Here is a 22,340-nt window from a genome sequence, read left to right as displayed (position 1 = left end):
TTCGCTTTACGTCAATTTTTAGGCTAATAACTAAAATAATAACAGCTCTAGTCTGTTAAATTCTTTTGTTTTACCATAACACAAACTCATATTTTAAAAGTAATAATTGCTTATAGTCATGATTGACACAAAAAAATATTCCCAGTCATTTAAAAACTAGGAATATTTTTTACTTATTCTATTTCTTTTTTACCCGTATACAGCTCGTAATAGTAGCCCTTTTTCTTTAAGAGCTGATCATGATTACCAGCTTCAATAATATGACCATGATCCAAGACCAAAATCAAATCCGAGTTAATTATTGTTGATAAACGGTGTGCAATAACAAAACTGGTTCTGCCGGCAAGCAAATTATCCATACCCGCTTGAACCAATTTTTCAGTTTGCGTATCGATACTTGAAGTTGCCTCATCCAGAATCATCACTGGTTCATCAGCAATCATTGCCCGTGCTATACTGAGCAGTTGCATTTGACCTTGGGATAAATCGCCACCGTTACCGTCAATAATAGTCTTATAGCCTTCATCCAAATGATGGATAAATTCATCAGCATGAGATAAGTGGGCTGCTTGATAAACATCATCGTCACTAGCTTCAGCATTACCAAAGCGGATATTGTCCATCACCGTTCCGGTAAACATGTGAGTGTCTTGCAAAACTATTGATAATGACTGTCTCAGATCATCCTTTTTTATCCTGCTAATTGGAATACCATCATAAGTGATCGTTCCTGAATTAATTTCATAAAAACGATTGATCATGTTTGAAATAGTGGTTTTACCAGCACCGGTTTCACCAACTAATGCTACTTTCATACCTGGTTTAGCATCAATGGAAATATTATACAGAATTTGTTTATTCGGTGAATAACCAAAGTTAACGTGGTCAAACACAATATGACCTTTAACCGTAATTTTCTTGATTGAACCGTCTTTTTGCGGCACATTCCAGTGCCAGGCACCCTTGACGTTTTCATCTTTGGTAATAGTGACGTCACCGTCATCGACTTCAACTGGTTGATCTTCTAAATTGAAAATTCTTTCAGCTCCAGCTAAGGCCATCACAATAGAATTCAACTGCTGTGAAATCTGAGCAATTGGCATAGCAAACTGTTTAGATAACTGTAAAAAGGCACCAATTACACCGAGAGAAAGCGGGGCAATACGATTGATAGCAACCGCTCCACCTAAGACTGCAATTAAAACATACAGCAAATTGCCCATGTTACCCATAATTGGGAATAAAACTGTAGCGTAAGTGTTAGCCTTGCCAGCAGCTTCTTTTAAAGATTCGTTGTAAGCATTAAAGTCTTCTTCGACTTCTGGTTCATGACTAAAGACCTTGATAACTTTAAGACCATTAAGCATTTCCTCATTATAACCGTTAACTTGTCCTAATTCCTTTTGTTGCAATGTAAAGAAATGTGAAGAACGGACAGTCAAGAAGCGAACAATAATGATCGAGAGTGCAAAAACAAATAATGTAAAAATAGTTAATTGCCAGCTTAATGTCAGCATTGCTCCCAACACAAAAATTAAGTTTAATGCTGAATTCATAAATTGCGGAATTGACTGTGAAATCATCTGCATTAACGTATCAATATCGTTAGTGTAGCGACTCATAATATCGCCGTAGTCATTTTCGTCAAAATATGAAATAGGCAATTTTTCCATGTGTTCGAACATTTCGTTACGAACCCTGAACTGTACTTTTTGCGCTAAAACCGCCATTAATACGGCAAAAAGATAGTTGGAAATAAAACCAATAGCATAGCAACCAAACATCACGGCAATGGCATGTAAAAGCGGACCAAAGTTAGGTTGAGCTTCTTTAGTAAGCGGAATGATATAGTCATTGATTAAACGCTCAATAAATAATGACCCTAAAACATTTGCTGCAGCGGTTAAAATAATCGCAACGCTTGAAGTAATGAGCATCCAGGGACTGGTACTGGCAACTAATTTGAGCAGACGTCCCAGAGTTTTCGTACGCTTTGCCGTACTCTTAGTTTTATTATTTTCTACTGCTTTATCCAAATTAATCACCTACTTCTTTTGTTCTTCTTGGAACTTAGCTATTGAACTGTATAAATCGTTACGTTTCATCAATTCATCATGCGTACCGATGTCCTGGATTTTTCCTTCATCCATTACTATGATGCGATCTGCATCCTTAATAGATACAATTCTCTGAGAAATGATAATCTTGGTTGTGTCTGGCATATTCTGACCTAAAGCCTCACGAATCTGCCGTTCAGTCTGTGTGTCCACTGCAGAAGTAGAATCATCCAGTATTAAGATTTTAGGTTTTTTCAATAATGCCCGCGCAATAGTAATTCTTTGCTTTTGTCCCCCAGAAACATTATTACCACCTTGCTCAACCATTGTATCGTATTGATCCGGCATTTCGCGGATAAAATCGTCAGCATGAGCAACTTTGGCTGCAGCAATAATCTCCTCATCAGTGGCGTTTTCATTACCCCACTTCAAGTTTTCCTTGATAGTACCGGAAAAGAGAACGTTATTCTGCAAAACCATAGCAACGTTATCACGCAGGGTCTTCAAGTCGTAAGACTTCACGTTATGCCCCGCTACCCGCACGGCCCCTGAATCTGTGTCATAAAGACGCGGAATCATTGACACAAGCGTTGACTTAGAAGAACCTGTCCGACCAATAATACCAATCGTTTCACCAGTTTTAATATTGAGGTTGATATTATTCAAGGCCAGGTTTTTATCATCTGGATCATACTTAAAGTTTACGTGATCAAAAATCACTTCGCCGTTGTTCATGTGCTTTAATGGCTTGCGTGGATTTTCAATTGAAGGCTTCTCATTGATGACTGCTGCAACCCTATGACCACTAGCACCTGAAACAACTAACTGGGTAATAATCATAGCCAGCATATTCAAACTGCCCAAAACAGAGTTGGAATATGAAAACATTGAAATCAGTTGACCGGTTTGCAAACTACCGCCAACTATTTCTTTTGCACCAAACCAGCAGATAGCCAAGTTGGAAATATTTAACACCGCCATAACGATCATTGAGTTAAGCGACATAATTTTCTGTGCTGTAGCAAATAACTTATAAATGAAGCCGGCTGACTTTTTAAATTTAACAGTCTGCGCTTCTTCTTGCACATAAGTCTTAACTTCACGGATACCGCGGATATTTTCCCTAACTACTTGGTTCATGCGGTCATAACCGCGGAAGATTTTAGGGAAATACTTGCTGGCACTCTTGATAACCAAGCCCAAAAGAATTACAAAAATGGGCGCAATCACAACAAAAACCAGTGACAACCGCGGGCTGACAATAATAGACATGATGATTGAAACTAGCAACATCATCGGCGCCCTGACTGCAATTCTTATTAGCATTTGGTAAGACATCTGAATGTTGTTAACATCAGTCGTCATTCTCGTTACCAAACTGGCACTTGAAAATTTATCAATATTTTCAAAAGAATAATCCTGCACATGATAGAACATGTCTTTACGTAAATTAGCGGCAAATCCAGCTGCGGCATGTGCGGAAGCGTAACTGGCACCTGAACCTAAAATAAGTGAAACCAGGGTTAACACCAGCAAAACTATACCACTCTTAGTAATATAGTCCATGTTCCCTTTCATTATTCCATTATCAATCAAAATACCAACTAAATACGGTATTAACATTTCAATGATAACTTCACCAGTAACAAATAAAGGCGACAGTAAAGATAGTTTTTTATACTGCCTAATTGATTTACGCAGCGTATTAATCATTGAATACCCCTTTCTGATTTTTACTGCATTTGCTTAATTTCGTAAGTGAATTCAGTTTAAAAAGGATAAATAGACCTATGATAAATCTATTTATCCTTTAAAATATATAGTTATCTAAGTATAGCTCTTTTCTTGACAAAAAACACTTTATTTGCTCCTATCAGCTGGAGCAAAGGCAGAACCAATAATTTGGTAGTGCTTCCTAAAGAGCCACCGAATACCATAAACTGCAGCAGCAATAATGAGGTTATATATAGCAGGCAAAGCAGGATTAATAATGCGAAACGCTGGTATTGAGACGATGTAGAGGAATAAAAAGAGAACTACCATTAACAAAACAGAACTCCAAATAAACTTGGACCACGGTATCTTCTTAGTCTTACCGGTACTTGGAACAACCCAATCATTATATTTAGTCATGAAGACCCCTAAGGTTACACCAATAACCAGCAAAGTCAGAACACCCGTCTGTGGATTATACTTTTCATTTTTTTGGAACAAACCTACTAAACCAAAAAGTCCAAAGAATAAGGCGGTGTAAAACATTGCATTATCCGTAGCATATTGCCAAAATGGTATATCTGACGCTTTTCTTTTCTTAGGCTTCAACATGTCTGCCGCTTTTAACTTAGGAGACATATTATAGTAAGTGCTAGCAGGTTGTCCGTGACGCTGGGCAACTACTAAATCACTTAAAAGAGCATCAATGCGCTTTTGTGCATCTTCACTGCTCATTTTTCCCTGAGCTTCGAGTTCTTTTTGCAAACGAAAAACGTAATCGGAGTTCTTATTACTGAGCTGCTTACGCAATTCAGTGGGTGTCATCTGCTTAACTTCATCGTCCCTGTTTTGGTTGATTACTTTCTCTTTAAGCTTTTGTTGCTTATTTATATCTATGTTAGCTTGATTAGCCTGTTCTTCAGTTTTCTTTTCTGCCATTATTTTTTCCTAAACGTTAAATCTAAATTCAATAATGTCACCATCTTGAACTTCATAGTCTTTACCTTCAAGACGTAATTTACCTGCTTCTTTAACTTTTTGCATAGTTTCATATTGATCAAGATCAGTAAATGAAACGACCTCTGCGCGGATAAAGCCCCGCTCAAAGTCAGAGTGAATTACTCCCGCAACTTGTGGAGCTTTCATTCCTTCATGGAAAGTCCAAGCTCGCGTTTCCGGTCCACCAGCTGTAAAGAATGTTCTGAGTCCTAAAATGTGGTAAGCTGCACGAATTAAACGGTCAAGTCCAGATTCAGTTACGCCTTCTGCCTCTAAAAATTCAGCTTTTTCATCATCTTCTAAACCAGCAATTTCTTCCTCAGTAGCAGCAGAAATACCTAAGCATTCAGCATTCTCACTTTCAGCGTGCTTTTTAACAATTTGGTAATACTGATCTTTTTCAGGTTCAGCCATTGAGCCTTCTGCAATATTAGCTACGTAAATCACAGGTTTATCAGTTAACAAGAACAAGCCTTTCACGATCTTTTGCTCGTCCTCATTAAAACTGATGGAGCGTACTGCCTTGCCTTCTTCTAAAACCGGCTTGATTTTTTGTAAAACATTAAATTCAGCTTTAGCTTCTTTATCATTTTGCTGGGCAATCTTTTTAACCTTATTAATCCGGCGGTTAACAGCATCTAAATCGGCAATTGCGAGTTCTAAATTAATAGTATTAATATCTTCTTCCGGATCAACTTTACCGGTAACAGAAGTAATATTATCATCTTCAAAAGCCCGTACAACATGAATTATTGCGTCAGTTTGACGAATATTTTCCAAAAACTTGTTGCCAAGGCCTTCTCCTTTGGAAGCACCTTTAACTAAACCAGCAATATCGGTGAATTCAAAAGTAGTGTGAACAATCTTTTTAGCAGGAATTAATTCCTGAATTCTTGCCAGTCTTTTATCTGGAACTTCAACCATGCCCACATTAGGTTCGATTGTAGCAAATGGGTAATTGGCCATCTCCGCACCAGCTTTGGTAATAGCATTAAACAATGTTGATTTGCCGACATTTGGTAGTCCAACAATCCCAGCAGTTAATGACATTTTTATCCTCTTTCTTTAACAAAAACTATTTATTATCTTGATTAAAATTTGGTCGCGCTATGTCACTTTTAGGTACATAAAGCTCGTTTTTAACATTAACGGGATCATTTGCTTTAGTTAAGACTTTTTTCAGATTATGTGTGAATTTAGATCTGGGCATCATTACAATGTGACCACATCCCATACATTTTAATCTGATATCTGCTCCTAAACGCAAAACTTCCCAATCGTTAGTCTTACAAGCGTGAGGTTTCTTCATGAGTACAGTATCAGCTAAATTATAGGAGATTTCTTTATTCATCAAGATCTACTCCCAAAACATCAAGTATTCTGTTCAATTCGTCAACTGATGAAAATCCTATTGATAAATGGCCGCTGCCCTTTTTATTTTCAGAAATATTGACACTAGATCCTAGTTTATCCGCTAATTGATGCTCTGTGGCACGAATAAAAGCAGACTTTTTAACAGTCTTCTTGCGGGGCTTTTTGGAATTAAGGTTAGCAACCAAAGCTTCCACTTTTCTGACTGGCATTCCTTCTTTAACCACTTGTTTAGCCACTTCATCAATTTTATCTTTGTTTTTCAAACCTAAAAGCGTCCGCGCTTGACCCATTGAAAGATCACCATGTTGCAGCAAATGCTTAGTCTTGCTTGGTAAGGTCAATAAACGTAGGTAGTTGGCAATATACGGACGAGATTTACCCATTCTCTTAGAAACTTCTTCTTGGGTAAGGCCCAAGTTTTTTTGCAACATTTCGTATGCTTGAGCTTCTTCAAGCGGTGTTAAATCTTCACGTTGCAAGTTTTCTAACACTGCTACTTCCATCATTTGACTTTCACTAAAATCACGGACTATAGCTGGTATTGTGCCTTTCTTGGCCATCTTCGAAGCCCTAAACCGTCTTTCACCGGCAATAATTTCATAGCCGTTAATAGACTTACGCACAATTATAGGCTGAAAGACACCATTTTCTTTAATAGAATCAGCCAGTTCCTTCAGTGACTTGTCATCAAAATTTTTACGTGGTTGATAGGGATTAGGTCTAATATCGCTTAAATTAAGATCCTGAATTTCTTCTTCGTTGTCTTCGATCTGAGGTTCGTCTTCAAACAGCGCTTCGATGCCGCGACCAAGACCACCATGCTTTTTGGTATCCTTATTTCTTGAGTTTCTTGCCATGATTCTTTAACACCTCCTTGGCTAAATCGTCGTAAACTTCAGCTCCGCGGGAATTAGGAGCATATTCTGTAATTGCTTCACCATAACTTGGCGCTTCCGCCAATTTGGTAATCCGCGGAATAATAGTTTTATATACTTTATTAGAAAAATAGGAGCGTACTTCTTTGACTACTTCAGCGCCTAAATTAGTCCGTGCATCCAGCATTGTGAGCAAAACACCTTCAACTCCCAAGTCTTTATTGAAGTGTTTTTGGACTAATCTAATGGTGTTGAGTAGTTGACTTAGACCTTCCATAGCATAATATTCACTTTGAACAGGAATTAAAATTGAGTCTGATGCTGTAAAAGCGTTGATCGACAGTTGTCCTAAAGACGGCGGACAATCAATAAAAATAAAATCATAATTTTCACTAATTGTGTCTAAAGCAGATTTTAAGCGGGTTTCCCGTGCCATCATGCTAATTAATTCTGTTTCAGCTCCTGACAAATTAATAGTTGCTGGAACTAAGTCGAGGCGGTTAGTAGAAGTATGGAAAATCGTATCTTTAAGAGGAACATCGTCAATCAACACACTATAAATATCTTGATCAATCTCGGATTTTTCTATTCCCAATCCAGAAGTTGCATTACCTTGTGGATCAATATCTACAATTAAAACTTGGTACCCACGTTCCGCAATTGAAGCTGCTAAATTGATTGTAGTTGTCGTTTTACCGACGCCACCTTTTTGGTTAGCAACCGAAATTACACTCACCATATTTTCCATGCCTTCCTACTTTCTTTTCAATTCAATTGTAATCATATAATCATCAGGATCGTTGTTTTCCTTAAATTTGACCTTGATGCCTGATTGTTGGGCAAGCTTAATTGCCTTCTTAATCGTATTTATCTGTACTTTTAAGTCCTTAGGGATACGATTAACCGACCTGTTCGTTTGCTCAGACTGCTCTTTTTCTTTCACCTGATTTTTTTTGCCGGCAAAATATTGGTCAACGTTTTTGACAATTTTTTCAGTGTCATTAACATTCAGGTTATTTGCTATGATTTCATCGAGAACGCGGCTCTGATCTTTTTCACTCAGTCCAACCAGACAGCGTCCATGACGCGGTGAAATTTCACCACTAGCTAAATAGCTTTGCACCTTGGGCGTTAACTTGAGTAGACGTAACTTGTTAGCGACATAAGATTGGGACTTACCAATATTTTGCGCCAATGTAGTTTGCGTGAGCTTATTTAACTTCATTAAATTATTGTAGGCCTGAGCTTCATCAATTGGATTTAAATCTTCTCTTTGCAAGTTTTCAATCAAGGCTAGTGACGCTGCTTGACTGTCATCCATATTCTTGACTATTGCTGGAATTTTCTCCCAAGCCAGATGCTGTGCTGCCTTTAGTCTGCGTTCACCAGCAATAATTTCATAACCGTCATCTTTTTCACGTACAATAATCGGCTGCAGTAAGCCTTCTTTATCAAGAGTCGATGCTAATTCACGAATTGATTCCTCGGAAAACTCATGTCGTGGCTGATAAGAATTAGGTTTAATTTTACTTAACTCAATATCCTGAATTTGTTTACTTTTAGGAATTTCTTCATGATGACGCAAAGAAGAAAATAATGACATTTCGAGTCCCCCTGTTTAATGTATTGGTTTACGGTGAGGCGTTCCCGCCTGCCGCGGATATTTTTTAGGCGTTGCCTTTACTTTTTCTATTAGGATAAGCGTGCGTTCCTCTGTACTTTGGGGTAGTTGCAGTTGTTTAACAGCTACTGTTTTACCACCTAAAATGCTTAACGCTTTTTTACTAGTTCCTAATTCATCTTCTGCCTTTGGACCTTTGAGGGCGATAAAATTGCCGCCTTTTTTGACAAGTGGCAAGCAGTATTCACTTAAAACAGCCATGTTGGCTACAGCACGAGCTGTAACAATATCAAATTGTTCACGGTAGCGGCTATTTTGACCAACATCTTCTGCTCTGCCATGCACTAAAGCAACATCTTTTAAGCCCAATTGTGCAATTAAATCCTGCAAAAAATTCAGCCTTTTACCAAGAGAATCAACTATTGTTACTTGCAGGTCCGGTTGCATAATTTTTAATGGTATAGAAGGAAAACCGGCACCTGCACCAACATCGCATAAAGAGCTGCTTGACTTAAAAACCGTACTAAAGGTCAAAAGCGGCGTGATGCTATCATAAAAATGTTTGAGATAAACATCATCTTCTGCAGTTATTCGCGTGAGGTTAACGTGCTTGTTGGCTTCAATTAGACTGTTAAAGTATTGGTTAAATTGGTTGATTTGATTTTCATTTAATTTAAAATTACGTTTTGATAATTCTTGGACAAACTGTTCAGGATTCATTTTTCACCCGTGAAACCTTGTTTCACACCCTTTAAATTTAACGCTAAAATTGGCTTAATGTAAAGTCAATGCATCCCTTTAATTATGAAATATTTTTCGACTGTCGTCAAAGTCTAAACGACTAAAATAAGCTATAATATCGTCAAAGGAGATAAATATGATAGTTACTTTAATTGTTCTGGCCTACTTGGCACTAAAAACCTACAAAGGTTTTCAAACCGGCTTCACCAGATTAATTATTAATTTGATTTTTGCTGCTATTGTTTTTATTGCTGCAATTCTTTTTCAAAATCCAGTCGGCAATTGGCTATACAGTCAGATAACAGGGCAAAATATTCAGACCACTTTAACTCCCGGAACCAACCTGATGTTGTTTCGCTTTTTAGCATTTTTCGTGATCGTTTTTGTAGGCAAAATGATTGTTAAGGTTTTTAAAAGCTGGGTGCCAAATAAAAACCCCCATGCTACCAATTTTGGCAATCTGCTGGACAGCGTTTTAGGCGCGATAGTGTCCTTTTTCGCCAGTTATTTCTTTGTCTACATTATATTATCAATGCTTAACGCCTTACAGAATCCGTGGTTCATTCAGCAAACCCTTGATTCTTCCTTCATTAGATTCATTATCTACAACACTCCCGGTTTATCCAACGGTCTATTTAACAGTATTTTTAGTATTAGTCGTACCGCTGCTTAAATTGCAGGAAATGACGGTAAAATAAAAGTGCCTTTGAGGCACTTTTTATTTATCAATTTTGAAAATTGTCATACTCAATGTGTTCATCATTATACACAAAGATGGCACCAATGCGGTCGGGGTCGTCATGCCACCCCGCAAGAGGTTTACCTGCAAAAAACAACCTTTTACATTCAATTTCAGCTTCAACAGAATCTTTAGTAAATGTAGTGACTCCTGCTAAATTTGTTTCAACTGGATAGCCTGTACGGGGATCAATTAAATGATGGTATTTATGACCAGCAACTTCTAAGTAGCGTTCATAGGTACCACTAGTAACAGCTGAACATTGCGGTACCATGACAGAAGTAATATTTTTGCCCCGGGGCTCTTTTGGATCCTGTACCCCGACTGACCACTGACCATTGGCTCTTTTAGGAGAATCACCAACTAGCAAGATATTGCCGCCAAGATTAATAATTCCAGCGTGCACACCATAAGCACGCCACAAATCCCTGATTCGATCAGCAATCCAGCCTTTAGCTATACCACCAAGGTCTAATTCCATCCCAGCCTTTTTCAGGTAAACTGTCTGGTCAAGATCATTTAAGTCAACGCTATAAGGGTCAATCAGTTTCATTCTTTCTTTAATTTGCTCAGGCTCTGGTACATGAGCATTTTTAAAGCCTATTGACCACAATTTAACTATCGGACCAATAAGAGCATTAAAGCCAAAGTTTTCCCGGCTTTCCTCTACGGCAAGCTTAATCAAATCATAAGTGCCGCTGGAAACTTGCACAGCCTTCTTCCCAGCAGCATGATTAACATCCATTACTTCTGATTCATCACGGTTAACCGTCAATATGTCTTCGTAATGGTCAATTAAAGCAAAAGAATCGTTAATTACTTTCTTATCTCTGGCGCCAAAAACTTGTAAAGTAATCGATGTTCCTAAAGCATGATGTTGTCCTACCTGTTGTTCTAAAGCTAAAGTTTTAATCATAATCTTATCCCTAATCCTCTAAATATTTTTCTTTTATCATTTCTTGCATTTCTGCGTTTATGTCCAGCTGATTAGATATGTATGAATCAATACCACCAAAATTATCATTAATTGTAATCAAGCTGGTATCAAAGAAAGCATTAGCTACTGAACCAAGAATGCGCATATTGGCACGAAACTTATCATTTTCTCCCGCTGCTTTAAATTTCTCATCCCGAACGTGACGATAATTATTCAGCAGATAGTTTGAATAAAGGTAGTCCTGTCTAATTACTTCTAGATCAACACCTAAAATATACAAAAGCACCACTGTTACCAAACCTGTTCTGTCTTTGCCTTCTGAGCAATGATACAAAACTGCACCATCAGCAGTATCAGCTACGACACTTACAATTTGATGAATACTGCGCTGAGCTTGCTTATTGTTGATATGTTCACGGTATCGCCTGCACATCATATCAAACCCAGCATATTGATCACGACGGTATTTGGCGAATTCTTTACTCATATCCAAGCCATGACCACCAGTATTATCTTCAGCCGATAGCGGAAACTCATAATGCGTAACGCCCGGTAGATCGCGATCCTGGTTTGCCTTGCATTCTGCTGGCGAGCGCAAATCAATAATTTTAGTTAAACCGTAATCAAGCAAAAAATGCTGGTCGGCAGCAGTTATCTGACTAATATTACCAGACCGCAATAAACGGTGTGCTTTAATTTTGCGCCCATTAAAGCCAGTATATCCCCCTAAATCTCGGGGATTACGCACAGATTTAAGAGGCAGAACAACAGGTTTAGACATGCCAACTTCCTTTCAAACAAAAATAACCGGATAGGACACTCCTATCCGGTTATTTTACTCTCTGCTAATCAATCTAGCAAAAGTTTATTTATGTGCTTGTTCAACAAACTTGAAGAAGTTGTCCATCATACCATCAATTTGCTTAATGGTTGCTTCATCAGTCAATTCACCAGTTTCTTTATTGAACTTATCTGGAGCTTGACCAATTAAAACTTCGTTACCAGGTAAAACATTTGCGCTCATATCAGGTGAAAGCAAAATTTCACGCATATCTTCTTGAGCACGAGCAGTACCTTGTGAACCGTATGATACACCAGCAACAGCTACTGGCTTCATCTTCATGACATTAGGACCAGCATGTGAACCCAACCATTCAAGACTACTCTTTAACGGAGCAGGAATAGTGTGATCATATTCAGGTGTAGTAATTACTATACCATCAGCGCTCTTAATTTCTTCAATCCAAGCCTTAATAGTATCATCAGCCATTTCTGTTCTGCAGAATGGTGTCAACTTATCTATTTCTTTTACTTCAATGTCTGCTTTATCAGCATAACGCTTAGCGATAAATTGTGCTAAAAAACGGTTATATGAAAAAGATGCATTTGTACCAACAATTGCTAATATTTTCATTCTCGACCCTCCTACTTAGTAACTTGTGCGTACCAACTATCAACTTCGTCGAAGAAATGACCCAAGAATTCAACAGATTCCTTGTTAGTCAAATTACCGTTTTCGTCAAATTGCTTTGGTGCGACTCCCAACATAAATTCGTCATCATTAAAGACTTGGGCATCAAAACCAGGTGCTGTCAACACGCTCTTTAAACGACCTTGTGAACGAGAACCACCTTGTGGCATTGGTGAAGTAGAAACAATCACAACTGGCTTATTCTTAAACGGATGAGTCACGCAAGAAAGCCATTCTAAAGCACTACTTAACGCACTAGTAACAGAGTGTTGCTGCTCAGGAGAACCAATTAATACTAAATCGGCATCTTCAATTTCTTTTGTCAAAGCTTGAACAGATTCTGGAGCATCTTCGCCCTCTTTAAACATTGGCAACCCTTTTACTGTTGCCAGTTTAAAATCATACTTGTCGGCAAATTGCTTAGATATAAATTTAAGCAATGCCTCATTAAATGAATTATTGGCATTTGAGCCAGATAATGCAAGAATTTTCATAAAAACCACCTTTCAGAAACTAATTTCAAGATTAATTATAGCATATCCGTATGCTTTTAACATTTTCCTGCTCTTAAAAAGATTTATATAGATAATTTCTGTAAAATGGTTGATTTAGTACATTATAAGCACTCTGCAAACACTAAGAATTACTTCTTGCTTTTACTTTTGCTTTCCGCTTCGCCAGTTTTAAATAATGAAACTTTATTAGTCTTACTGAGCCAATCATTTAAAATGGCATCATTAATTTGAGCTGTTAAAACATTGATGATCTGCGTTTGGGTAAAAGTTGCTATTTTATTAACGAGTAGTGAAGCGATACCGCTAGTAGTAATCCAATTGGCAATGATAATGCTTCTTATTTTGTCTTCTGGGTATTTAGTCTTAGGATATTGTTCCCTGAACTTTTCCACACCAAAGTCAATTAAAGTATCAGCAATTATCTTACTGCCGAACTTACCATCAACAAACATTGCTCTGAACAAGTTTTCCTGTTCCTTGGCAAAATCAATATAAGATAAATCCATATCAATTAAAGGCTTATCCGTATACCTTTTCTGCAAAATATTATTCTTTAAATTGTCCGCAATTTTACGCAATACTTCTTTGCGCAAGTCTTCCATACTGTTAAATTCAAGATATAAAGGCTGCGTTGAAAAATGCCCTGCCTTGGCAATATTGCGGGCAGTCAAACTCTCAATACCATCTTTAACAACCATCTTATAGGCAATGCTTAAAATTTTATTTCTTCCTATTTCTTTTTTTCTAGCCATTTTGGTATTCCTTGATTAACTTTAAAACGTACTGTTATTCCTAACAAAAACCAGCTATTTCCCGACAATCAAATTATTGCCGAATGATATATATTTTAATGAAGAAAATTATTCTCCATTATTTTCTATAAACTCATCATAATACTGTGAAACCATGTCACTTACTTCATCTTTGCTCAAACCTTGAGCAGCGCAAAAAGAAAAGAAAGCAGCAGAAAGAATATAGCCTACTTCAGAATCTTCTGTCAGATTATCTGAAAAGTTCATATTAATACTGTGATTTTGATAGTCGGTCGATAATTCAATCGACTTATCTTCAGGGACATCATTCATTTTTGTACCTCTACATAAATTGATTTATTATAGTAGCTTTTCTGATTGCCACTAATAAAATAAAATAAAAATTATACCAAACAAAAACATATACAAAAAAATAACTTTTTGTTATTTTAGCAAAGAAACTATTATTTCCTAGTAATTTACTCAAATAGTTAAAAAACAAATTAATAATTTTATTTTTAATTTTTCCAGTTATCTTATCTCAAAAAATAACATTTTCTTTTCACATATAAGAATAGTAAATTTAAAAGTACTTTGTCAAGAGCAAAGTACTTTTTATAATATAAAAGAAATGTGTGATTTTCTATAAAATTTCGATTTTAAATAGTTAATTCTAATTAATAACAAAAATCCGGATAAAACAGTTTTATTGTAAATAATAAAATTACTACTGAGAAAAAAAGTTTAGCTAATTTTTTGCTTTTAATTAAATTCTATTCTATGGTTATTTTTTATAGTGTTATTTTTGTGACAAGAATTTAATAACTAAACCTTTTGTTCAATCTCACCATCCATCATTTCATAAATATGATCTGCGTATTGCTTGAGTCTAGGATCATGAGTTACCAGTAGAATAGCCTTGTGATATTCTTTAGCCAAGTTTTGAAAAAGTTGCCCCACTTCACTGACATTTTTACTGTCTAGAGAAGCTGTAGGTTCATCGGCCAATAAAATTTGAGGATTAGCATAAAGTGCACGGGCAATAGCAGCACGCTGCTGCTGTCCACCAGATAATTCAGCGGGATACTTATCAAGCAATGAACTGATACCTAATTGTTTGAGCAATTTTTGTAACGTTTCTTCATTGATATTGCCTGTTTTTTTAACCTTATCAACTAATTCAAACTGCTCTTTGACTTTTAAGAAGGGAACTAAATTGTACGCCTGCAATACAAAACCAAGTTGAGTCAGACGTAAACGGTCGCTGTCTTTAGCAGAAATATCTGCAATATTTTGACCGTTAACTATGACTTCTCCTGCAGTTGGCTTTTGTAAAGAGCCTGCAATGGTTAAAAACGTGCTTTTACCAGCGCCTGAAGGCCCCATGATTAATACCACTTCACCTAAATTTGCCTTAAAATTTACGTTATTAAGTGCTGTTACTTCTGCGGCACCTTTACCATATACTTTTTGAACATTTTTTAATTCAATAATTGCCATATTACTCACCTATTGCTTGTGCTGGATCTACTTTGAGAATTGATCTGATTGGAATTAAGCTGCCAACAATTGCTGTTAGCAGTAATCCCAACGTACCTGACAAAATGATGCCCGGGGTAAAACTGATAGGCACTGCAGCTGGTAAAACTTTGACAGTTACCGCCATAGCCACTAACCCGATAACCAATCCAACTAAAACTAAAATTAACGCTTGACTGATTGTTGCCTTAACTAACGTGCTGCTCGGAATCCCCTGTGCCCGCATCACTGCATAATTGTGCATTTTTTGCATCGTTAGAATATAAAGAAAGACGGCAATTATGATCAGTGAAATAACGTATAAGAAACCTATCATTAACTCGAATGTCATATTTTGTGCAGTATAGCCCGGAAGCTTTTTAATAAATTGCGCAATGGGATATGTCTTACTGTCCTTGTGATTGTATTTATAATTATGATCACGTGAAATAATAGCCGAGGCCCTTAAGGTCGGCAGTCCTTGCCGCAGCTTCTTCCACGACTGCAATGTACCATAAACAATTGGGGCAATATTGATTTTAGCATTTTGGACAAAACCAACGATGCGATATTTCTTGCTTGAACCATTTAACTCTAAACGATCGCCTAATTGGTAGCCCTTAGTTTTAAAAGCTTGATCCACAGTAACTTCATAGTTCTTTTTGGCTTTTCTGCCTGCAATTAATTCTTGATCATCATAAATGAACTGGCTTTTTTTGACACCAATAAATTGCGCTGAGATTTGCGGCCTTCCCGATTTTTTAACTACAACTGGTATTTGTCCCACCAGCGCCTCATTTTTAGTTAAAGTAGTTTTTGCTAAATCACTTTTAGTTAAAACTGACTGGCTCATACTAACGTTCGCATTTTTATTTAAAACGACTTTTTGAGCATCCCAAGACTTTAATGCCTGCGTATTTTCACTGGCTAAACCAACTGCCAGAGACGAAAGGACAAATATAAGGTAACTAATTAAAAAAATCATCAAAATGATTAGTCCGTAACGCAGCTTTTCTCTTTTTATTTCTTTAATTGCTAAAAACATTAATTTGTTCCCCTTTTTAATAGTTCTAAACTGGCCTTAAAGCGAGCCATAACCTCTTTTTCTTGTTCTGGATTTTCCATCACCAAGCGGATTGTCGCATGACTAAGAACCATTGCACTCCAATTTTGCGGATCTAATTTAGTGATTAATTCTCGCGGAAAAGGTTGACCCACTGAATTCTCGTTGTACAAAATGTGCATTTTGATTAGACCTGCATAAGAACTTTGTTGCGCCTTTTCAATGAAATTGGCTACATTCTTGTAATATTGTTGCGGCTCAAAAGCTGAAGTTAATTCAACCGGTGAATGGACCGCCTTTATGGCAATCCCATACATATACTGGTAAGCATCATTTAAATCGGTAAAATATTTATAAAATGCGCCGCGCGCAATACCTGCTTGAGCAACAATCCGTGCCACCTGCGCCTTTGCTAGTGGATAGGTACTAAACTCATTTACCAAAGACTGTCTGATTATCTTTTTCTTGCTTGCCGGCAAGTTAATAAAAGTAGCTTTAACCATCTCTTCATTTACCTTCTAATTTTAATAAGTGACACTGTGTCACTTATTACAGAATAATTTTTTTATTAGCTCTAGTCAATTAAAATGCACCAATAAAAAAAGGCCTTACTTCAAGGCCTATTATTTTTATTCAAATGTCAATATCCGGTTATAGTAATTCAACCTGTAAATGCCGTCACGATAGGACATTTTAGCTAATGCGCAATTAGCCATAGTTTCAAAGCAATTCATGTCGCCATTAGTTAAGCAGTGGGCAAACATCATCCTAATTAAGGTGCCATGGCAAAATACCAAAACTTTTTTATCCAGATAATTCTTTTCCATGTCAGTCATAAAACTGCCGCACCTGCGGTTAAGCGCCGTAAATGACTCGCCACTGGGTGCATATTTAATGTAGTCAGCAGCCGCTTTACCCCAAGGATCAATTGCATCGGGATATTTTTGCCCCAGCGCGGTTAAAAATTGCCCGTCCCATTCGCCGAAATTAATTTCCGTCAGGCGTTGATCAATTTTAATTTCTTTTTGACCCTTGGTAAAAATTTTAGCGGTTGTTAACGACCTTTTTAATGGGCTTGAAAAAACGACGTCAAAAGGTGCAGGATCAAAATTTGCTGCGGCTGTCTCTGCCTGTTTTTGACCAATTTCATCTAAATCGTGATCAAATGATGACCCTTGCATGCGGCCAATCTTATTCAAATCAGTTAAGCCGTGTCGTACAAAAACTATTTCCATATTATCCCCTCATTCATAATCTTACTTAGTGTGCTTTGTCCCAAATATCTTTTTGTTCTACCGCCGCTTAAAATCATATTCTGTTCTAAAAACATAAGAAGCAGCAGTACTCAAATCTGGCATAAAAGCAAAACCAAAATCAGTAAATTCACGTAGCTGCTGCGGCCTGGTCAATTGCTTTTCCGCAATATACCGGACCATTTCTCCACGAGCCATTTTGGCGTGAACACCAACCGTCTTCCACTGACCATTTTTCTTTTCCTGAAAATTAATGGTGATCATTTGCCTGCCTGCTGTCACATAAGGGCTAATATTACGAGAATATTCTTTTGAAGCCAAATTAATGAGTATCTGATCTTCATCAAAAAGGTTGTCAGCAATTTTTGCTCCCCAGAACTGATATAAGTCAGGTTGTTTAAAGCCTGTAACTTTATTTTTCATTTCCAAACGGTAGGGCCAAACTCCGTCAAAAGGACGTAGAACGCCGTATAATCCGGATAAGATGCGGACATTTTCTTGTAAATAAGATATCGCAGGTGCTGTGAACAGATCAGGCGCCATATATTGATACTGAATGCCAGAATATGAGATGATTGCTGGAGTCAGGCCATCTTTTTGGCTTAAATTAAGCTCATTTATTTGTCTCTGGCCTTCCTTAGTCATACGTTCACTTGACTGCCAGATTTTTTGTAATTCATTAAAACTGCACTTTTTTAAAAAAGCAGCTAATTCTTGTGCTTGGACTAAAAATTGCGGCTGCGACTTGGCTGGAAAAGATTCGCGGTCGACTGTCATTTTCATTGCTGGTGAAATAATAATTTTCATCTTTACCACCTTTTGGGTTAAACTTATTAATAATATTTACTAAAGGAGAGAAATTAATGAATCCCGATTTTGCCATCGTATTAAATTTTAAACTAAAAAATGCAAAAGATGTAGCTGCTGATTTTTTAGTAAAAACTGCCCGCAATATTGGCGCCCGCGTTATTGCTGCTGCTGCAAATATTCCTGATTTTAAGAAAGCATGTGCAAAATACACTATTTCTTTAACAGAACAGCACGTACAAGGTATTGACTTGACTGCGACAGACGCAATAAACAGACTGGTTTTAAACCGCAAAGCAGGAGCAAAAACGATCATTAATGTTCCAGTCACTGAAGATGGCAAGCTAGCACCTGAAACAGAATTAATGCTGAAACAAATCAACAATTGGATGCACATTTTTGGTCATGCTTTTAATGAAAGCGAGCCTTGTACCCTTAAAGTTGGCAATGTAGCAGAAGATAGCTGCTTTATCTTGCAAAACAGACATGCAAAATATCAAAAATATATTTTTGTTAAGGCTCCCTTACCCGAAACTATCAAAATTATCGGTCTAACTGCTAAACCTAACCGCATCGAACTGATTGATCAAAGAACAGAATTAGAGTTTGAGTTTAGCAATAATGAACTGACTATTGATCTAACTAATAGCAACAAAAACGATTATGACTGGCAAATAATACGAATCCAAGAACACCGCCCAGAAGACGACATTAAAGAAACCAAGTTTTAAATATTATTTTAAATATAAAAATAGGGCTGAAGAATTATTTCTTCAGCCCTATTTGATTTACTCTTTATTTATTTTTTAAATAGTTAACTTTCTTTTCGTAATCAGAAATTATCAGTTTGACATTCTGCTTACCACGGTGCCTGCCATAAGCAACAATAGCCCCGCCAAGAACACCAAATACCAGTAAAATCACGCCCACAATAAAGAGCCAAGTTGTTTTGCCATAGAAATAATAGCATAAGACCAAGCCGATTGCGGCAATTGCCAATAAAGTCTGCAACCAATACTGTAAATTTTGCAGCATCTTTTTTTGATAATTAACTTCGTTTTGATAACCGGCAGTTATTTTCTTAAGGTCCATTATTACACCGTTTTTACTTCTAGTATTTGAGTCCTGGATTGAATACGCCAAGGACAACACCGACAAAAGCTACACCAATCAAAATGATCATTGTCCAGATAGCAGAAACATGCTTTTTGGACATTAACCACCAGCAGAAAAGAGTAACGATTACTGTTAAGATACCAGGGAAGATACCATCTAACTGCTTTTGCAAATCAAGGAAAACGTGTCCGGTATTATCTCTCAGTTGTAAAGAAGTAGTGACGTTAACCCAGGTAGCCAGAACACCACCAACAACCATACCACCGACAATGGAGATCGCACGTCTAACAGCTTTACCTTGCTTACCTACTAAAAAGCCGACAGCTTTATCCCCCAGCTTGTAACCACGAAAGTATAGGAAACGTTGACCAAAGTAAGCAATGAGATCCCAAACGATGATGTAAAAAATAGCACCAACTGGTGAACCGTTTCTTGACATACCCAAAGCGATACCAAGTAAAATCGGAATCAAAGTACCGTCAATTAAAGAGTCACCAATACCAGCTATTGGTCCCATCAAACCGGCACGCATGTCATTAATAGTTTGACCATCAATATTTTCACCGTTTGCACGTGCTTCTTCAAGACTGGCAGTAGCACCGATGATAACCGAACCTAACATTGGGTTGGTGTTGAAGAACGCTGTATATGCCTTAATGTTATTAGTCTGTGTCTCATTATCATTAGGATATAATTCCTTGATAATTGGCAACATCGAACATAAATAGCCAAACGTCTGCATGTGCTCTTGAGAAAAGCAGGTTAATGCACCCCAAAACCAGATATTAAAAGACTTACTCAGGGTCTTACGACTAATTCTCTTTTTTTCTGCATCCATTTTTAGATGTCCTCCTCTTCTTCATCGTCACCAACGGCATTTTCATTTGATGAGGCGTAACTAGTACTTGAATTTCCTGAGCCCTTAGCCATTTCAATTTCATACATAATCACAGCAAATAATAATGAAATAACTGTCACAGCAACAAGGTTTAAGTGTAATGAAGCTGCTAAAGTGAAACCAACTAAAAATGGAATGAAATCAGTCGCTTTATTAATAATTTGACGCAGCAAGATAGCAATACCAACACATGGCAGCATCGCACCAACAGTAAACAGGGTCTTCATTGGGATGCCGTTCATTGGTAAGGCTGTTCTCAGAGCAGTTACGGCTTCTGCACCGTAGTGAGTCATCAAAAGTGTCGGCAGGAATGAGAATACTAAGTGAGATAACCAAGGCCAGCCAAAATCAACTCCGTAGAGGCGATTTAACTTACCGTTTTCAATATCTTTCCAGCCAAATGCCTGCCAAATCAGGTTCATAAATGCCACTGCATAAAATAGGACTGATCCGACTGTACCTACTAAAGTGGCAAGAGATTTTGCCATGTTTGCAGCTGCTGAACCCATTGGATTAAGTCCACGTGATGAAATAGCAACCATAGCTAGAGGAATACCAATATATGAAATTGCCCGCACATCAGCAGCAACCGTACCACCAGGTGTAACTAACGCAATGTAAACCAACTGGGTAGCAACTCCACAGGCAATTCCTAGCGGCAAGTTGCCTAAAACGATACCACAGACCAATCCACCAACTAGTGGCCGTCCAATAGTATAATTACCGACTGCTTGACCAGCCATACAGGAGTTTGAACATAAACACGCAAATACTCCCAAAATGGCGGCTTGTAACCAACTTATAGTCATTTTTTCTCCTTCTTCTTATTAAAATTATTAAGGCTAGATACTCGTTTGAGTAAATATATCTCAATAACCGAATTTCCCTTTGAATTTATCCCAGTAGCCTAATTGTTTATCTGGTAATAAAGCAAAGTGAACCTTATATCCTTTTTGGCTAATTGCCTCAAAAGCATCACCTTCTTCTTGTGTAAAAGATTGATTACTGCCTAATTTGATTGCTCCCGGACGGTCATTACCTGGACCCACAATCAACTCTTTTTGGTCACTTGGGACAAAATCAAGATCGACCAAAATGTGCTTCATATCTTGTGGATTCTTGGTAATCAAAAAGTACCGCGTCTTAGAATTCAATACTTTATCCTTAACATCATTAAAGTGAGCCATTGTCCATATAAAAGTTTTCTTACCCTGATCTTCACCCGCGGATTTATATGCGGATTTTAAGATAGGGTTGGTAGCTGCCTTGTCATTTACAGCTATAATTCCGTCACAAGGACGTTCTTTTGCCCAACGGGTAGTAATTAAACCATGAATTATCCGGTCATCGACTCTAATCAATGAAACAGTCATTGTTTTTCCTCCTAGATTTAAATGTCATCTTCGTTATCAACTGAATTTTGTGGAATTTCATATTGCTTTATTGCTTTTTCACCTTCACTTAAAGCTGACTTAACCAATTCTTCTTTAGGCATAGTGTCCAAGGAGATTAGCGCGGTAAGTGCCATTGAAAAGTTCATTCCACCGATTACTACAGAATTTGCTAGATACCCCTTTTCAGAGAAGACATTTAAAAAGGTAGTTAACGGACTGCCGCCAATGATATCGGCAATAACAACAAATTCATCTTCTTTTTTAAACTCTTCTTTTTGCAAAAAGGCGGTAACTTTCTTAGTAAAGTCTTCTGCAGAATCACCATTATGAAGACATAATGCAAAACAACGCTTAATAGCATCCCCAGCAAACATTTCCAATGAAGTTTTTACCCCTTCAGCAAACTGTCCGTGAGAAACCAAAATTAAATATTTCAATACTTCATTCCTCTCTTCGTTAGTATAAGTTAAAATTAGCACAATCTTTGTCTGTGCTAA

27 protein-coding genes are annotated in these 22,340 nt (G+C 37.3%); 2 read left to right on the top strand and 25 right to left on the bottom strand.

From position 1 onward, the window contains the following. Positions 1-173: 173 nt before the first annotated feature. From LACWKB8_RS01420 to rsmG, 9 genes are all read right to left on the bottom strand, one after another. Positions 174-2,036: an ABC transporter ATP-binding protein gene (locus LACWKB8_RS01420; RefSeq protein ID WP_038521122.1), complete on the bottom strand. Its 1,863-nt coding sequence runs from the start codon at positions 2,034-2,036 to the stop codon at positions 174-176. 9 nt (positions 2,037-2,045) lie between these two features. Continuing rightward, the gene (locus LACWKB8_RS01415; protein WP_038521119.1) at positions 2,046-3,770 is read right to left on the bottom strand and encodes an ABC transporter ATP-binding protein; all 1,725 of its coding nucleotides are present in this window, start codon (positions 3,768-3,770) and stop codon (positions 2,046-2,048) included. Positions 3,771-3,917: 147 nt separating this feature from the next. Further along, positions 3,918-4,709, bottom strand: coding sequence for a DUF1129 family protein (locus tag LACWKB8_RS01410; RefSeq protein WP_038521116.1), 792 nt, complete (start codon positions 4,707-4,709; stop codon positions 3,918-3,920). A gap of 9 nt (positions 4,710-4,718) precedes the next feature. After that, entirely contained in the window at positions 4,719-5,819 is a 1,101-nt protein-coding gene (gene ychF / locus LACWKB8_RS01405) for a redox-regulated ATPase YchF (protein WP_038521114.1), read from the bottom strand. Positions 5,820-5,844: 25 nt separating this feature from the next. Next, positions 5,845-6,120 (bottom strand): DUF951 domain-containing protein, encoded by a 276-nt coding sequence (locus tag LACWKB8_RS01400; RefSeq protein ID WP_038521111.1) that lies wholly within the window; start codon positions 6,118-6,120, stop codon positions 5,845-5,847. After that, positions 6,113-7,000, bottom strand: coding sequence for a ParB/RepB/Spo0J family partition protein (locus LACWKB8_RS01395; protein WP_038521108.1), 888 nt, complete (start codon positions 6,998-7,000; stop codon positions 6,113-6,115). Before LACWKB8_RS01395 ends, LACWKB8_RS01400 begins: the two co-directional genes overlap by 8 nt. Continuing rightward, positions 6,978-7,757: a ParA family protein gene (locus LACWKB8_RS01390; RefSeq protein ID WP_038521105.1), complete on the bottom strand. Its 780-nt coding sequence runs from the start codon at positions 7,755-7,757 to the stop codon at positions 6,978-6,980. The genes LACWKB8_RS01395 and LACWKB8_RS01390 overlap by 23 nt, the downstream gene beginning before the upstream one ends. A gap of 15 nt (positions 7,758-7,772) precedes the next feature. Continuing rightward, complete coding sequence (gene noc, locus LACWKB8_RS01385) at positions 7,773-8,621, bottom strand: nucleoid occlusion protein (RefSeq protein ID WP_038521102.1); 849 nt, start codon at positions 8,619-8,621, stop codon at positions 7,773-7,775. Between the two features lie 15 nt (positions 8,622-8,636). Beyond that, entirely contained in the window at positions 8,637-9,359 is a 723-nt protein-coding gene (gene rsmG, locus LACWKB8_RS01380; protein ID WP_038521099.1) for a 16S rRNA (guanine(527)-N(7))-methyltransferase RsmG, read from the bottom strand. A gap of 157 nt (positions 9,360-9,516) precedes the next feature. Here rsmG and LACWKB8_RS01375 point away from each other — a divergent pair, with 157 nt between their 5' ends. Next, a complete protein-coding gene (locus LACWKB8_RS01375) occupies positions 9,517-10,053 on the top strand; it encodes a CvpA family protein (RefSeq protein WP_038521097.1) in 537 nt (178 codons plus the stop codon). Positions 10,054-10,105: 52 nt separating this feature from the next. Here LACWKB8_RS01375 and LACWKB8_RS01370 read toward each other — a convergent pair whose 3' ends face one another. The 11 genes from LACWKB8_RS01370 to yaaA form a co-directional block, all read right to left on the bottom strand. After that, a complete protein-coding gene (locus tag LACWKB8_RS01370; RefSeq protein WP_038521094.1) occupies positions 10,106-11,035 on the bottom strand; it encodes an FAD:protein FMN transferase in 930 nt (309 codons plus the stop codon). A 10-nt stretch (positions 11,036-11,045) separates the two neighbouring features. Beyond that, the gene (locus tag LACWKB8_RS01365) at positions 11,046-11,837 is read right to left on the bottom strand and encodes a tyrosine-protein phosphatase (RefSeq protein WP_038521091.1); all 792 of its coding nucleotides are present in this window, start codon (positions 11,835-11,837) and stop codon (positions 11,046-11,048) included. A gap of 84 nt (positions 11,838-11,921) precedes the next feature. Beyond that, on the bottom strand, positions 11,922-12,470 hold the full coding sequence (locus tag LACWKB8_RS01360) for an NADPH-dependent FMN reductase (RefSeq protein WP_038521087.1): 549 nt from the start codon (positions 12,468-12,470) through the stop codon (positions 11,922-11,924). A gap of 11 nt (positions 12,471-12,481) precedes the next feature. Next, positions 12,482-13,021: an NADPH-dependent FMN reductase gene (locus LACWKB8_RS01355; protein WP_038521084.1), complete on the bottom strand. Its 540-nt coding sequence runs from the start codon at positions 13,019-13,021 to the stop codon at positions 12,482-12,484. Positions 13,022-13,170: 149 nt separating this feature from the next. Beyond that, a complete protein-coding gene (locus tag LACWKB8_RS01350; protein ID WP_038521081.1) occupies positions 13,171-13,794 on the bottom strand; it encodes a TetR/AcrR family transcriptional regulator in 624 nt (207 codons plus the stop codon). A gap of 108 nt (positions 13,795-13,902) precedes the next feature. Further along, the gene (locus tag LACWKB8_RS01345) at positions 13,903-14,127 is read right to left on the bottom strand and encodes a hypothetical protein (RefSeq protein ID WP_038521078.1); all 225 of its coding nucleotides are present in this window, start codon (positions 14,125-14,127) and stop codon (positions 13,903-13,905) included. Positions 14,128-14,619: 492 nt separating this feature from the next. Then, positions 14,620-15,294 (bottom strand): ABC transporter ATP-binding protein, encoded by a 675-nt coding sequence (locus tag LACWKB8_RS01340; protein ID WP_038521075.1) that lies wholly within the window; start codon positions 15,292-15,294, stop codon positions 14,620-14,622. Between the two features lies 1 nt (position 15,295). After that, on the bottom strand, positions 15,296-16,357 hold the full coding sequence (locus tag LACWKB8_RS01335) for an ABC transporter permease (RefSeq protein WP_038521072.1): 1,062 nt from the start codon (positions 16,355-16,357) through the stop codon (positions 15,296-15,298). Then, complete coding sequence (locus LACWKB8_RS01330; RefSeq protein ID WP_038521068.1) at positions 16,357-16,878, bottom strand: TetR/AcrR family transcriptional regulator; 522 nt, start codon at positions 16,876-16,878, stop codon at positions 16,357-16,359. The genes LACWKB8_RS01335 and LACWKB8_RS01330 overlap by 1 nt, the downstream gene beginning before the upstream one ends. 126 nt (positions 16,879-17,004) lie before the next feature. After that, positions 17,005-17,610, bottom strand: coding sequence for a histidine phosphatase family protein (locus LACWKB8_RS01325; RefSeq protein ID WP_038521066.1), 606 nt, complete (start codon positions 17,608-17,610; stop codon positions 17,005-17,007). Positions 17,611-17,667: 57 nt separating this feature from the next. Beyond that, positions 17,668-18,435, bottom strand: a complete 768-nt coding sequence (gene yaaA, locus LACWKB8_RS01320; protein WP_038521065.1) for a peroxide stress protein YaaA — start codon at positions 18,433-18,435, stop codon at positions 17,668-17,670. A 56-nt stretch (positions 18,436-18,491) separates the two neighbouring features. Here yaaA and LACWKB8_RS01315 point away from each other — a divergent pair, with 56 nt between their 5' ends. Beyond that, positions 18,492-19,166, top strand: coding sequence for a hypothetical protein (locus tag LACWKB8_RS01315; protein ID WP_038521063.1), 675 nt, complete (start codon positions 18,492-18,494; stop codon positions 19,164-19,166). 64 nt (positions 19,167-19,230) lie between these two features. Here the strand turns inward: LACWKB8_RS01315 and LACWKB8_RS01310 are convergent, their stop codons facing one another. The 5 genes from LACWKB8_RS01310 to LACWKB8_RS01290 are packed head-to-tail and all read right to left on the bottom strand — an operon-like array spanning position 19,231 to position 22,280. After that, complete coding sequence (locus LACWKB8_RS01310; protein WP_038521061.1) at positions 19,231-19,527, bottom strand: PTS fructose transporter subunit IA; 297 nt, start codon at positions 19,525-19,527, stop codon at positions 19,231-19,233. A gap of 19 nt (positions 19,528-19,546) precedes the next feature. After that, complete coding sequence (locus tag LACWKB8_RS01305) at positions 19,547-20,389, bottom strand: PTS system mannose/fructose/sorbose family transporter subunit IID (protein ID WP_038521058.1); 843 nt, start codon at positions 20,387-20,389, stop codon at positions 19,547-19,549. 2 nt (positions 20,390-20,391) lie between these two features. Further along, the gene (locus LACWKB8_RS01300) at positions 20,392-21,258 is read right to left on the bottom strand and encodes a PTS sugar transporter subunit IIC (protein WP_038521056.1); all 867 of its coding nucleotides are present in this window, start codon (positions 21,256-21,258) and stop codon (positions 20,392-20,394) included. A gap of 60 nt (positions 21,259-21,318) precedes the next feature. Next, entirely contained in the window at positions 21,319-21,822 is a 504-nt protein-coding gene (locus LACWKB8_RS01295; protein ID WP_038521053.1) for a PTS sugar transporter subunit IIB, read from the bottom strand. A gap of 17 nt (positions 21,823-21,839) precedes the next feature. Further along, positions 21,840-22,280 carry a PTS sugar transporter subunit IIA gene (locus LACWKB8_RS01290; protein ID WP_038521050.1) on the bottom strand — a complete coding sequence of 147 codons (441 nt, stop codon included), beginning with the start codon at positions 22,278-22,280 and terminating at the stop codon, positions 21,840-21,842. Positions 22,281-22,340 lie beyond the last annotated feature (60 nt).

It is taken from the genome of Lactobacillus sp. wkB8 (assembly GCF_000761135.1).
In the GTDB taxonomy this organism is placed as follows: domain Bacteria; phylum Bacillota; class Bacilli; order Lactobacillales; family Lactobacillaceae; genus Lactobacillus; species Lactobacillus helsingborgensis.
This window is presented reverse-complemented; position numbering and strand designations above follow the sequence as displayed.